This is a genomic window from Streptomyces milbemycinicus (assembly GCF_002154605.1).
In the GTDB taxonomy this organism is placed as follows: domain Bacteria; phylum Actinomycetota; class Actinomycetes; order Streptomycetales; family Streptomycetaceae; genus Streptomyces; species Streptomyces milbemycinicus.
Genome location: NZ_MUNE01000760.1, coordinates 1 through 12,622 on the forward strand (window position 1 = coordinate 1; position 12,622 = coordinate 12,622).

The 12,622-nt window shown below is 71.4% G+C and carries 11 protein-coding genes and 1 pseudogene; 9 read left to right on the plus strand and 3 right to left on the minus strand.

What is annotated here, in order from left to right:
- Positions 1 to 134: 134 nt before the first annotated feature.
- Complete coding sequence (locus CCN51_RS45340; RefSeq protein ID WP_014174987.1) at positions 135 to 1,364, minus strand: DUF349 domain-containing protein; 1,230 nt, start codon at positions 1,362 to 1,364, stop codon at positions 135 to 137.
- 208 nt (positions 1,365 to 1,572) lie between these two features.
- Complete coding sequence (locus CCN51_RS45345) at positions 1,573 to 2,451, minus strand: peptidylprolyl isomerase (protein WP_014174986.1); 879 nt, start codon at positions 2,449 to 2,451, stop codon at positions 1,573 to 1,575.
- Positions 2,452 to 2,596: 145 nt separating this feature from the next.
- On the opposite strand from CCN51_RS45345, the gene CCN51_RS45350 reads away from it, so the two are divergent.
- The 4 genes and pseudogenes from CCN51_RS45350 to CCN51_RS45365 form a co-directional block, all read left to right on the plus strand.
- On the plus strand, positions 2,597 to 3,316 hold the full coding sequence (locus CCN51_RS45350) for an MBL fold metallo-hydrolase (protein WP_014174985.1): 720 nt from the start codon (positions 2,597 to 2,599) through the stop codon (positions 3,314 to 3,316).
- 13 nt (positions 3,317 to 3,329) lie between these two features.
- The gene (gene hisS, locus CCN51_RS45355; RefSeq protein WP_014174984.1) at positions 3,330 to 4,592 is read left to right on the plus strand and encodes a histidine--tRNA ligase; all 1,263 of its coding nucleotides are present in this window, start codon (positions 3,330 to 3,332) and stop codon (positions 4,590 to 4,592) included.
- A gap of 279 nt (positions 4,593 to 4,871) precedes the next feature.
- Positions 4,872 to 5,534 (plus strand): vitamin K epoxide reductase family protein, encoded by a 663-nt coding sequence (locus CCN51_RS45360; protein WP_043486416.1) that lies wholly within the window; start codon positions 4,872 to 4,874, stop codon positions 5,532 to 5,534.
- A 49-nt stretch (positions 5,535 to 5,583) separates the two neighbouring features.
- Positions 5,584 to 6,936, plus strand: a pseudogene (locus CCN51_RS45365) (replication-associated recombination protein A); the annotation flags it as partial.
- A gap of 285 nt (positions 6,937 to 7,221) precedes the next feature.
- On the opposite strand, the gene CCN51_RS45370 reads toward CCN51_RS45365, so the two are convergent.
- Entirely contained in the window at positions 7,222 to 7,980 is a 759-nt protein-coding gene (locus CCN51_RS45370) for a DUF2470 domain-containing protein (RefSeq protein WP_014174981.1), read from the minus strand.
- Positions 7,981 to 8,150: 170 nt separating this feature from the next.
- Between CCN51_RS45370 and rpsD the strand changes: the two genes are divergently transcribed.
- The 5 genes from rpsD to ruvX all read left to right on the plus strand — a co-directional run.
- Complete coding sequence (rpsD, locus tag CCN51_RS45375) at positions 8,151 to 8,765, plus strand: 30S ribosomal protein S4 (RefSeq protein ID WP_014174980.1); 615 nt, start codon at positions 8,151 to 8,153, stop codon at positions 8,763 to 8,765.
- Between the two features lie 252 nt (positions 8,766 to 9,017).
- Positions 9,018 to 9,464, plus strand: a complete 447-nt coding sequence (locus CCN51_RS45380; RefSeq protein ID WP_043486414.1) for a DUF948 domain-containing protein — start codon at positions 9,018 to 9,020, stop codon at positions 9,462 to 9,464.
- A gap of 9 nt (positions 9,465 to 9,473) precedes the next feature.
- Positions 9,474 to 9,803 (plus strand): DUF6167 family protein, encoded by a 330-nt coding sequence (locus CCN51_RS45385; protein ID WP_014174978.1) that lies wholly within the window; start codon positions 9,474 to 9,476, stop codon positions 9,801 to 9,803.
- A complete protein-coding gene (gene alaS, locus CCN51_RS45390; protein ID WP_014174977.1) occupies positions 9,803 to 12,472 on the plus strand; it encodes an alanine--tRNA ligase in 2,670 nt (889 codons plus the stop codon). The genes CCN51_RS45385 and alaS overlap by 1 nt, the downstream gene beginning before the upstream one ends.
- The coding region (ruvX, locus tag CCN51_RS45395) for a Holliday junction resolvase RuvX (protein WP_143676102.1) at positions 12,469 to 12,622 on the plus strand (154 nt) is incomplete at its 3' end. The genes alaS and ruvX, both read left to right, overlap by 4 nt.

The window sequence follows — 12,622 nt, forward strand, 5'->3', positions numbered from 1 at the left end:
GGCCGAGCCGGACGTCCGGCTGCCGGAGCCCGGCCCGCGGCCGGGCGGGCTCAGCACGGTCGGGCCGATCAGCCCGACGAGCCCGAGCCCGAGCCCGACCCGTCCGGTCAACCCGACCCGTCCGGTCAACCCAGTCAGCCGCCGAACTCCTCCAAGCCCTTGAGCGCCTGGTCCAGCAGCGCCTGCCGGCCCTCCAGCTCCTTGGCCAGCTTGTCGGCCTTGGCGTTGTTGCCCGCAGCGCGCGCGGCGTCGATCTGCCCGCGCAGCTTGTCCACGGCGTCCTGAAGCTGACCGGTCAGCCCCTGGGCGCGCGCCCGCGCCTCGGGGTTGCTACGCCGCCACTCGGTCTCTTCGGCGTCCTGAAGGGCGCGCTCCACCGCGTGCAGCCGGCCCTCGATCCGGGCCCGGGCGTCCCGCGGCACATGGCCGATGGCCTCCCACCGCTCATTGACCGAGCGGAAGGCCGCCCGAGCCGACTTGAGATCGGAGATCGGAAGCAGCTTCTCCGCCTCGACGACCAGCTCTTCCTTGTGGGTCAGATTCTCTTGCTGCTCGGCGTCCCGCTCGGCGAAGACCTGGCTGCGCGCCTGGAAGAAGACGTCCTGCGCACCGCGGAACCGGTTCCACAGGTCGTCCTCCGCCTCGCGCTGGGCGCGGCCCGCCGCCTTCCACTCCGACATCAGGTCCCGGTACCGGGCGGCGGTCGGACCCCAGTCCGTGGAGTCGGACAGCGACTCGGCCTCGGCGACCAGCTTCTCCTTGGTCTGCCGGGCCGTCTCGCGCTGCGCGTCCAGCGAGGCGAAGTGCGCCTTGCGCCGCTTGGAGAACGCCGAGCGGGCATGCGAGAAGCGGTGCCACAGCTCGTCGTCGGTGCGGCGGTCCAGGCGCGGCAGGCCCTTCCAGGTGTCGACCAGCGCGCGCAGCCGCTCCCCGGCGGCCCGCCACTGCTCGCTGGCGGCCAGCTCCTCGGCCTCGGTGACCAGCGCCTCCTTGGCCCGGCGGGCCTCGTCGGTCTGGACCGCCTTGGCCGCGCGGCGCTCCTCCCGGCGCGCCTCGACATCGCTCGTGAGCTTGTCGAGCCGCTTCTTGAGCGCGGCCAGGTCGCCGACCACATGGTGCTCGTCGACCTGATGGCGAATGTGCTCGATGGCCGCCGTGGCGTCCTTGGCCGACAGGTCCGTGGTCTGCACCCGGCGCTCGAGAAGCTCGATCTCGACGACCAGGCCGTCGTACTTGCGCTCGAAGTAGGCGAGGGCCTCTTCAGGAGATCCCGCCTGCCACGATCCGACGACCTGCTCGCCGTCGGCCGTACGCACGTACACGGTCCCCGCCTCATCGACGCGGCCCCAAGGCTCGCTGCTCACAGCGCCTCCTCCACATGATGCCGGGGCGGGCGCGCGGCCCGCCGGCATCGTCCACAGTTTCTTCCGGCCGGGATCCACCCGCACCGGTCTCGCAGCAGGGTGCGCCGGCTGCGGCAGACACCCTGCACAACGCCAACATAGGCGAACGGTGGCCCGGCTGTCCGTATCCTGCGCGACCGAAATTTCGCAGTACGCGCGCCGGGGGCGGTCAGGACTTGCCGACCGTCGCCTTGTTGATCAGCACGGTGGCGTTCGGAGCGGTGTTCCCGGTCTGGGGGTCCGGCGCCGCCGCGCCCGCGTCGGAGATCTTCTTGAGGACCTGCATGCTCTCCTTGTCGAGGGTCCCGAAGGGCGTGTAGTACGGCGGGAGCTCGCTGTCCTTGTAGACCAGGAAGAACTGGCTGCCGCCGCTGTTCTTGCCCTTCTTGGTCTGCGGGTCGTACTGGTTGGCCATCGCGACCGTACCGGCCGGGTACTTGTTCCCCTTGATCCTGGAGTCCTTCAGGTTCTCGTCCGGGATGGTGTAGCCCGGGTCGCCCATACCGGTGCCCATCGGGTCACCGCACTGCAGCACAAAGATCCCCTCGGGCGTCAGCCGGTGGCACTTGGTGTGGTCGAAGTAGCCCTTTCCGGCCAGGAAGTTGAAGGAGTTCACGGTGTGCGGGGCCTTGGCGGCGTCCATGGTGACGGTCATGTCGCCACAGGTGGTCTCCAGCTTCATGGCGTACGTGCCCGACTGGTCGACGGTGAGCGCCGGCTCCTTCTTCCACGACACGGTCTTCGGCTTCTTGTTGCCTGCCTCCTTGGCCCCCTTGGCACACGGGTCCGGCGCCTTGGTCGTGGGGGTGGGGGAGGGCGTGGGCATCGTGGGCTCGGAGGCCTTGTCGGACTTCTTCTTGTCGCCGTCCCCGCCGGACAGCGCGCTGACCGCGGTCACCACGCCGCCCGCCGCCAGGACCACGGCCAGCGTGGACGCGATCACCACATAGGTCCGGCGCTGCTTGTGCCGGGCCGCCTCCCGGCGATTCTGCTGCCGAAGGTACTTCTCCCGTGCGAGCTGCCGCCGTCGCTGCTCGTTACTGACCACCGGGTCGTCTCCTCATGCCGTATGCCGTCGCTGACGTATGTGATGACTCGGCCGTACCGTATACGGGTTCGCTGTGGCGGGAGCGCCGCCGGTAGGCTCTGAAAGGTCGACTTTCCATTTCTGCCAGCGACTTTTAAGGACGATCGTGCTCATTGCCGGGTTCCCCGCCGGGGCCTGGGGGACCAACTGCTACTTGGTCGCCCCTGCCGCCGGTGAGGAGTGCGTGATCATCGACCCGGGCCATTTGGCGGCCCAGGGCGTCGAAGAGGCACTGGCCAAGCATCGGCTCAAGCCCGTCGCCGTCGTCCTCACCCACGGCCATATCGACCACGTCGCCTCGGTGGTCCCGGTCTGCGGCGCCCATGACGTGCCGGCCTGGATCCACCCGGCCGACCGCTACATGATGAGCGATCCCGAGAAGGCCTTCGGGCGTTCCATCGGGCTGCGGCTCATGGGCGAGTTGACCGTGGGGGAGCCGGACGACGTCAAGGAGCTGACCGACGGCGCGCGGCTGGACCTGGCCGGTCTCGAGTTCTCCGTCGCGCACGCCCCGGGCCATACCAAGGGGTCGGTGACCTTCAGGCTGCCCGAGCGGGCGGACATCCCGTCCGTCTTCTTCGCGGGCGACCTGCTCTTCGCCGGCTCCATCGGACGCACTGATCTGCCCGGCGGCGACCACGCCGAGATCCTCGAGTCCCTGGCCCGTGTGGTCCTGCCGCTCGACGACTCGACCGTGGTGCTGTCCGGCCACGGCCCCCAGACCAGCATCGGCCGCGAGCGCGCCACCAACCCGTTTCTGCGGCAGGTGGCCGCCGGCCTCGGAGACGACGGCGCCCCGGCGCCCGCTCCGCGACGAGGAATGTGACGAGAGACCTTCCGTGAGCACCTTCAAGGCCCCCCGGGGCACGTATGACCTGATCCCGCCGGACTCCGCGACCTATCTCGCGGTGCGCGACGCCATCGCCGCCCCGCTCAAGCGCTCCGGCTACGGCTATGTGGAGACGCCCGGCTTCGAGAACGTCGAGCTCTTCGCGCGCGGTGTCGGCGAGTCCACCGACATCGTCACCAAGGAGATGTACACCCTCACCACCAAGGGCGGCGACCAGCTCGCGCTGCGCCCCGAGGGCACCGCCTCCGTGCTGCGCGCCGCGCTGGAGGCCAACCTCCACAAGGCCGGCAACCTGCCGGTCAAGCTCTGGTACTCCGGCTCGTACTACCGCTACGAGCGCCCCCAGAAGGGCCGCTACCGCCACTTCTCGCAGGTCGGCGCGGAGGCGATCGGCGCCGAGGACCCGGCGCTCGACGCCGAGCTGATCATCCTGGCCCACGACGCGTACCGCTCGCTGGGGCTGCGGAACTTCCGGATCCTGCTGAACTCGCTGGGCGACGCCACCTGCCGCCCCGCCTACCGGGCCGCCCTCCAGGACTTTCTGCGCGGCCTCGAGCTGGACGACGACACCCGGCGCCGGATCGACATCAACCCGCTGCGGGTCCTGGACGACAAGCGCGAAGCGGTGCAGAAGCAGCTGGTCGGCGCGCCGATGCTCGGTGACCACCTGTGCGAGGCGTGCAAGGAGTACCACGAGCAGGTGCGCGAGCTGCTGACCGCCGAGGGCGTGGCCTTCGAGGACGACCCCAAGCTGGTGCGCGGCCTGGACTACTACACCCGCACCACCTTCGAGTTCGTCCACGACGGGCTCGGCTCGCAGTCCGCGGTCGGCGGCGGCGGCCGCTACGACGGCCTGTCGGAGATGATCGGCGGACCGGCGCTGCCCTCGGTGGGCTGGGCGCTCGGCGTGGACCGTACGGTGCTGGCGCTGGAGGCCGAAGGCGTCGAGCTCGACCTGCCGTCCGCCACCAGCGTCTTCGCGGTGCCGCTCGGCGAGGAGGCGCGCAGGGTGCTGTTCGGCGCGGTCACCGGGCTGCGCCGGGCGGGGGTCGCGACGGACTTCGCGTACGGCGGCAAGGGCGTGAAGGCGGCGATGAAGGCCGCGAACCGCAGCGGGGCGCGGCTCGCGGTCATCGCGGGGGAGCGGGACCTCGCGGAGGGCGTCGTCCAGCTCAAGGACCTCGAGTCCGGTGAGCAGACGGCGGTCCCGCTGGACGGCCTGGTCGAGGCGGTCAGCGCCCGCCTCGGCTGACCCGCCGGCGCCGGCCTGCACATCCGCGACGAATCCGCGCCCGCCGTCAACTCGGCGGGCGCGGATTCACTCTGCCAAGGGGAGGCGACGGTGGCGGTCCGGGAACTGTCCACGCGCACCCTGCTGAGGTGGCTTATGCCCACCGAACGGGGGGCGGAGGAGGATGGCCGGGGCCGTGCCGCATTTCGGCGAGGGGCGGTCCGGGCGTCCCCGATGCGGCAGAATGTCCGTGCTTGACGGGGGCGACACATGGACTCGGTGGGACGGCGGAACGGCGATATGGCGACGACAGCGGTGGATGAGGTGCACTCCGACGAGGCCCGGCAGGACGGCGACGCACGGGTCGTGGTCGGAGGCGGTCGCGCCTTCGCCCTGCTGCTCGTGATCACCGGCGCGCTCGGGCTGCTCGCCGCGTGGGTCATCACGATCGACAAGAACAAGATCCTTGAATACAAGGCCGTGGGCAAGCACTTCTCGCCCGGCTGCAGCCTCAACCCGATCGTCTCCTGCGGCAACATCATGGAGAGCAAGCAGGCCCAGGCCTTCGGCTTCCCGAACCCCATGCTCGGCCTGGTCGCCTACGGGATCGTGATCTGCGTGGGGATGTCCCTGCTGGCCGGGGCCCGCTTCCCGCGCTGGTACTGGCTGACGTTCAACGCGGGCACCCTCTTCGGCGTCGGATTCTGCACCTGGCTGCAGTACCAGTCGCTGTACGTCATCGGCTCGCTGTGCCTGTGGTGCTGCCTGGCCTGGGTCGCCACCATCGTGATGTTCTGCTACGTCACCGGCAAGAACATCAAGCACGGGTTCCTGCCCGCGCCGGACGGGCTCCGGCGCGGGCTGCTGGAGTTCCACTGGGTGGTGCCGGTGCTGTGGGTCGGCGTCATCGGCATGCTGATCCTGACCCGGTGGTGGAGCTTCTGGACCGGCGCCCAGGGGTGAGGCGCCCTTCCCGCCAGGCGCTGTCAGTGGGGTGACATAGGCTTCCCGCGTGGAGCCAGACCTGTTCACCGCCGCCGCAGAGGAACGCCAGGAGAAGGACCCGTCCAGCAGTCCCCTGGCCGTGCGCATGCGCCCGCGCACGCTTGACGAGGTTGTCGGCCAGCAGCATCTGCTGCGGCCCGGCTCCCCGCTGCGGCGGCTCGTCGGCGAGGGCAGCGGCGGCCCGGCTGGTCCGTCGTCGGTCTTCCTGTGGGGCCCGCCCGGTATCGGCAAGACGACCCTGGCGTACGTCGTCAGCCAGGCCACCCAGAAGCGCTTTGTCGAGCTGTCGGCGATCACCGCGGGCGTGAAGGAGGTGCGGGCCGTCATCGACGGCGCGCGCCGCTCCTCCGGGGCGTACGGGCGGGAGACCGTGCTCTTCCTCGACGAGATCCACCGCTTCAGCAAGGCCCAGCAGGACTCGCTGCTGCCCGCCGTCGAGAACCGCTGGGTCACGCTCATCGCCGCCACGACGGAGAACCCGTACTTCTCCGTCATCTCCCCCCTGCTGTCCCGCTCGCTGCTGCTCACCCTCGAGCCGCTGACCGACGACGATCTGCGCGGACTGCTGCACCGCGCGCTGACCGACGAGCGCGGCCTCGGCGGCGCGGTCACGCTCCCCGAGGACGCCGAGGGCCATCTGCTGCGGATCGCGGGCGGCGACGCGCGGCGCGCGCTGACCGCCCTGGAGGCGGGCGCCGGCGCGGCGCTGGCCAGGGGCGAGCCCGCGATCACCCTCACGACGCTGGAGGAGGCGGTCGACCGTGCCGCGGTCAAATACGACCGCGCGGGCGACCAGCACTACGACGTGGCCAGCGCCCTGATCAAGTCCATCCGCGGCTCGGACGTCGACGCGGCGCTGCACTATCTGGCCCGGATGATCGAGGCGGGCGAGGACCCCCGGTTCATCGCCCGACGGCTGATGATCTCCGCGAGCGAGGACATCGGGCTCGCCGACCCGACCGCCCTGCAGACGGCGGTCGCCGCCGCCCAGGCGGTCGCGCTGATCGGCTTCCCCGAGGCGGCGCTGACCCTCGGCCACGCCACGGTGGCGCTGGCGCTGGCCCCGAAGTCCAACGCGGTCACGCGTGCGATAGGCGACGCCCTCGCCGACGTCCGCGCAGGGCTGGCCGGTCCGGTCCCGCCGCATCTGCGCGACGGCCACTACAAGGGCGCCGAAAAGCTCGGCCATGCGCAGGGCTATCTCTACCCGCACGACCTGCCCGGGGGGATCGCGGCGCAGCAGTATGCGCCGGACAAGATCCACGGCAAGCGGTACTACGAGCCGACGCGCTACGGGGCGGAGGCGCGCTACGCGGACGTCGTCGAGCGCGTACGCGCCCGCCTCCGCGGCGAGCCGCCACGCCCGGCTCAGCCCGGCCCGGCGGAGCCCCCCGCGCCGCGCACGGCTCAGCCCGGGGCGGGGGATTCCCCCGCGCCGGGCGCGGCGCAGGCCGCAGCCGCGCCATCGACCCCCGCCCAGCCCGGCGGCGCCGTCGAGGGTTCCGCCCCGGCCGACCCGCCGGTCTCGGGCGGCTCCGGCGGTCCGGCCGACCCCGATGGTTCGGACGGTTCGGCAGCCGGCGGCTCGGCCACGGCCGGGGCGTCCTAGCGTCGCCGCGTGCGGTCGGCCCGGCCGCCGGGCGCCCTAGTCCGCCGCGGCGTCGAAGAGCGTGTGCATCGCGCGGCGGAGTTCGGAGATGTTCCGCACCGGCTCCGGGAAGTCGAAGCGCGCGTCGAAGGGGTTGCCGGGGGCGTCGGGGAAGCGGACGCGGAGGCCGAAGCGGTCCAGGGCGACGGGGATCGCGCGGCCGCGTGTGCCGCAGGCGCGGTCCGGGTGGTCGCCGAGGAGGGAGCACAGACCGCGCATCTGGTCGTCGTGCGCTGCGTGCAGATGCTGCAGCAGCTCGGCCTCGTGCGGGGCGAGCGGGTCGGGGGCGGCCGTGGCGAAGTCCTCCGGCTCGACCGCGTCCGCGCCCCACAGGTCGTCCACGCACGCCTCGCCGACCTCCAGCCGCAGCAGCGCCCATCCGCCGCCGCCCTCGGCCAGCGCCTCGCCGATGCCGAGCAGTTCGCCGAGCGGATGCCGGCGGGCCAGCAGGGCCGCGGCCGCCGCGCGCTCCCGGTCGCGTACGGGCGTGAGCCACCCCCCGACCCAGGCGCGCCCGCGGATCCGGTGGGCGACCGCGACCGGGGCGACGTCCGTGATCTCCATCACGCAGGTCACCTCGTCGTCCTGGGCGTATGCCGCGGCGCGGGCGGCGGCCGAGCCGCCGGGGACCAGCAGGAGCACATCGCCGTCGGGGGAGACGGCGCGGGCGGCGGGGGTGTGGGCCCCCAGGTCGTCCATGCTCTCGACGGCCCTGACGCCGGGAATGGTGAGCGACGCCGTAGCCTTGGACTCCACGAGAGTACGTACCCGCTCCGCCGCCGATGGCCGCGGAGCTTCTTCCGCGGGACGCGGCTGACCCTCCTCGGTGCTCTGACCAGCGCTGGGCAGGGGGATCCCAGGTCGAAACATGCGTCCTCCTCGGCTAAGGTAAGGCTCACCTAACTTATATCGGAGGTTCGTTCCCCGTGCCCAACCAGTCGCGTCCCAAGGTCAAGAAGTCGCGAGCGCTCGGTATCGCGCTGACCCCGAAGGCCGTCAAGTACTTCGAGACCCGCCCCTACCCGCCGGGCGAGCACGGTCGTGGCCGCAAGCAGAACAGTGACTACAAGGTCCGGCTGCTCGAGAAGCAGCGTCTGCGCGCTCAGTACGACATCAGCGAGCGCCAGATGGCCCGCGCCTACGACCGCGCCCGCAAGGCCGAAGGCAAGACGGGCGAGGCTCTGGTCATCGAGCTCGAGCGCCGTCTGGACGCGCTCGTCCTGCGCTCCGGGATCGCCCGCACCATCTACCAGGCCCGCCAGATGGTGGTCCACGGCCACATCGAGGTCAACGGCCGCAAGGTCGACAAGCCGTCCTTCCGGGTCCGCCCGGACGATGTGGTGATGGTCCGCGAGCGCAGCCGCGACAAGCACCCCTTCCAGGTGGCGCGCGAGGGCGGCTACGCCCTGGACGGCGAGACCCCGCGCTATCTGCAGGTCAACCTGCTGGCCCTGGCCTTCCGCCTGGACCGGGACCCGAACCGCAAGGAGATCCCGGTGATCTGCGACGAGCAGCTGGTCGTCGAGTACTACGCCCGCTGATCCGGCCGGGCGGCGCCGGCTGTACGAGCACCGGCGCGTATACGCACCCCGCGGGTCCCCTTCGACATGGTCGACGGGGACCCGCGAGGCGTTTCCGGGCGACCGTAATGCGGTTCGGGCAGGGGTGTCCGGCGCGATAGGGTCGATACCTGCCGCCCGTCTCGGATGACGACCCACCCGCCCGTGACGGCGGCCGACGGACGACCTACCACACGACGAGCAGCAGACGAGCAGCAGCAGGGAGCGTGCAACGTGTCCGGTGGAGAGGTGGCCGGGATCCTCGTGGCCGTCTTCTGGGCGATTCTCGTGTCGTTCCTCGCCCTCGCGCTGGTGAGGCTCGCCCAGACGCTCAAGGCCGCAACCAAGCTGGTGGCCGAGGTCACCGAGCAGGCCGTACCGCTGCTCAGCGAGGCCTCCGCGACCGTGCGCTCCGCCAACACCCAGCTCGCCCGCGTGGACTCGATCGCGGCGGACGTGCAGGAGGTCACCTCCAACGCCTCCGCGCTCTCCTCGACCGTCTCCTCGGCCTTCGGCGGGCCGCTGGTGAAGGTCGCCGCCTTCGGCTACGGCGTGCGGCGCGCGATCGGCCGCAAGGGGCAGCAGCACCCGGACGGCGAGACCACACGCACCGTCGTCGTCGGCAAGACCCTGCCGTCCGCCCGCCGGGGCGGCCGTCGCAACCGTGCATCGAAGGGCTGAGAGACCGGAATGTTCCGCCGTACGTTCTGGTTCACCACCGGGGTCGCAGCCGGTGTGTGGGCCACCACCAAGGTCAACCGCAAGCTCAATCAGCTGACCCCGGAGAGCCTGGCGGCGCAGGCCGCCGACCGGGCGGTGCTCGCGGGGCGGCGGATCAAGGTGTTCGCGCTCGACGTACGCGACGGCATGGCCGACCGGGAGGCGGCGCTCAAGGACGCCCTGGGCCTGAGCGCGGCGCCCGCGCCCGACCGCAAGCAGCTGCCCGCCCAGCGCGGTCGCGCCCAGCTCACGCAGAATTACTTGTACAACCACCCAAAAGCCGGAAATGAGGACCACTGATGGAGTCGGCTGAAATCCGCCGCCGCTGGCTGCGCTTCTTCGAAGAGCGCGGGCACACCGTCGTGCCTTCGGCGTCGCTCATCGCGGACGACCCGACGCTGCTGCTGGTCCCCGCGGGCATGGTCCCCTTCAAGCCGTATTTCCTCGGCGAGGTGAAGCCCCCCTTCGACCGTGCCGTCAGCGTGCAGAAGTGCGTGCGTACGCCGGACATCGAAGAGGTCGGCAAGACCACCCGCCACGGCACGTTCTTCCAGATGTGCGGCAACTTCTCCTTCGGCGACTACTTCAAAGAAGGCGCCATAAAGCTCGCCTGGGAGCTGCTGACCACCTCCGTCGAGGAGGGTGGCTACGGCCTGGAGCCCGAGAAGCTGTGGATCACCGTCTACAAGGAGGACGACGAGGCCGAGCGCATCTGGCGTGACGTCATCGGCGTCCCCGCCGAGCGCATCCAGCGCCTGGGCATGGGCCCCAACTTCTGGTCCATGGGCGTCCCCGGCCCCTGCGGCCCCTGCTCCGAGATCAACTACGACCGCGGCCCCGAGTTCGGCGTCGAGGGCGGCCCGGCCGTCAACGACGAGCGGTACGTGGAGATCTGGAACCTGGTCTTCATGCAGTACGAGCGGGGCGCGGGCGAGGGCAAGGAGGACTTCCCGATCCTCGGCGACCTGCCCTCCAAGAACATCGACACCGGTCTCGGCCTCGAACGCCTCGCGATGATCCTGCAAGGCGTGCACAACATGTACGAGACCGACAACCTGCGCGCCGTGATCGACAAGGCCACGGAGCTCACCGGCGTCGCCTACGGCGCCGGCCACGACTCCGATGTCTCGCTGCGCGTGGTCGCCGACCATATGCGCACCTCCGTGATGCTCATCGGCGACGGCGTCACCCCCGGCAACGAGGGCCGCGGCTATGTGCTGCGCCGCATCATGCGCCGCGCCATCCGCAACATGCGCATCCTGGGCGCCACCGAGCTCGTCGTGGGCGAGCTCGTCGATGTCGTCCTGAAGACGATGGGCCAGCAGTACCCGGAGCTGCTGACCGACCGCAAGCGCATCGAGACCGTCGCCCTCGCCGAGGAGGCCGCCTTCCTGAAGACGCTGAAGGCCGGCACCAACATCCTCGACACCGCCGTCACCGACACCAAGGCCGCGGGCAGCACGGTGCTCGCCGGTGACAAGGCGTTCCTGCTCCACGACACCTGGGGCTTCCCGATCGACCTCACCCTCGAGATGGCCGCCGAACAGGGCCTTTCGGTGGACGAAGACGGCTTCCGCCGCCTGATGAAGGAGCAGCGGGAGCGGGCCAAGGCCGACGCCAAGGCCAAGAAGACCGGCCACGCCGACCTGTCCGCCTACCGCGAGGTCGCCGACACCTCCGGCTCGACCGTCTTCACCGGCTACACCGACACCGAGGGCGAGTCCACCATCGTCGGCCTGCTGGTCGACGGCCTGCCCTCGCCCGCCGCGACCGAGGGCGACGAGGTCGAGGTCGTCCTCGACCGCACCCCCTTCTACGCCGAGGGCGGCGGCCAGCTCGCCGACTCCGGCCGGATCCGGCTGGACTCCGGCGCCGTCGTCGAGGTACGGGACGTCCAGCAGCCGGTGCCCGGGGTCAGCGTGCACAAGGGCACCGTCCAGGTGGGCGAGGTGACCGTGGGCGCCGGGGCGTACGCCCAGATCGACATCAAGCGCCGGCGCGCCATCGCCCGCGCCCACAGCGCCACCCACCTCACCCACCAGGCGCTGCGCGACGCCCTGGGCCCGACCGCCGCCCAGGCCGGTTCGGAGAACTCGCCCGGCCGCTTCCGCTTCGACTTCGGCTCGCCGGCCGCCGTGCCCGGTGCGGTCCTCACCGACGTCGAGCAGAAGATCAACGAGGTCCTCTCCCGTGAGCTCGACGTCACCGCCGAGGTGATGAGCATGGAGGAGGCCAAGAAGCAGGGCGCCATCGCCGAGTTCGGTGAGAAGTACGGTGACCGGGTGCGCGTGGTGACCATCGGCGACTTCTCCAAGGAGCTGTGCGGCGGCACGCATGTGCACAACACCGCCCAGTTGGGTCTGGTGAAGCTGCTCGGCGAGTCCTCGATCGGCTCCGGCGTGCGCCGGGTCGAGGCCCTGGTCGGCGTGGACGCGTACAACTTCCTCGCCCGCGAGCACACCGTCGTCTCCCGCCTCACCGACCTGGTCAAGGGCCGGCCGGAGGAGCTGCCGGAGAAGATCTCCGGGATGCTGGCCAAGCTCAAGGAGGCCGAGAAGGAGATCGAGCGGTTCCGCGCCGAGAAGGTCCTGCAGGCCGCCGCGGGGCTGGCCGCGGGCGCCAAGGACGTACGGGGCGTGGCCCTGGTCACCGGCCAGGTGCCGGACGGCACGTCCGCCGATGACCTGCGCAAGCTGGTGCTGGATGTGCGCGGCCGCATCCAAGGTGACCGCCCGGCCGTCGTCGCCCTGTTCTCCGTCGCGAACGGCCGCCCGGTGACCGTCATCGCCACCAACGAGGCCGCCCGCGAGCGTGGCCTCAAGGCCGGTGACCTGGTCCGCGCCGCCGCCAAGGCCCTCGGCGGCGGAGGCGGCGGCAAGCCGGACGTCGCCCAGGGCGGCGGCACGAACCCGGACGCCGTCGACGAGGCCGCGGCCGCCGTCGAGCGGCTTGTCGCGGAAGCCGCCTGACCGCCGTGCGACGCGGCAGGCGCATCGCCATCGACGTCGGGGACGCCCGGATCGGGGTCGCCTCGTGCGACCCCGACGGGATCCTCGCCACTCCGGTGGAGACTGTGCCGGGGCGGGACATCCCGGCCGCCAGCCGCTTGTGGGCGGCCG

What these genes read in the sequence shown, in the direction of transcription:
- CCN51_RS45360 (WP_043486416.1), top strand. Translation starts at nt 4,872, where the DNA reads ATGGCGACGACAGCGGTGGATGAGGTGCACTCCGACGAGGCCCGGCAG.
- CCN51_RS45385 (WP_014174978.1), top strand. Translation starts at nt 9,474, where the DNA reads ATGTTCCGCCGTACGTTCTGGTTCACCACCGGGGTCGCAGCCGGTGTG.
- alaS (WP_014174977.1), top strand. Translation starts at nt 9,803, where the DNA reads ATGGAGTCGGCTGAAATCCGCCGCCGCTGGCTGCGCTTCTTCGAAGAG.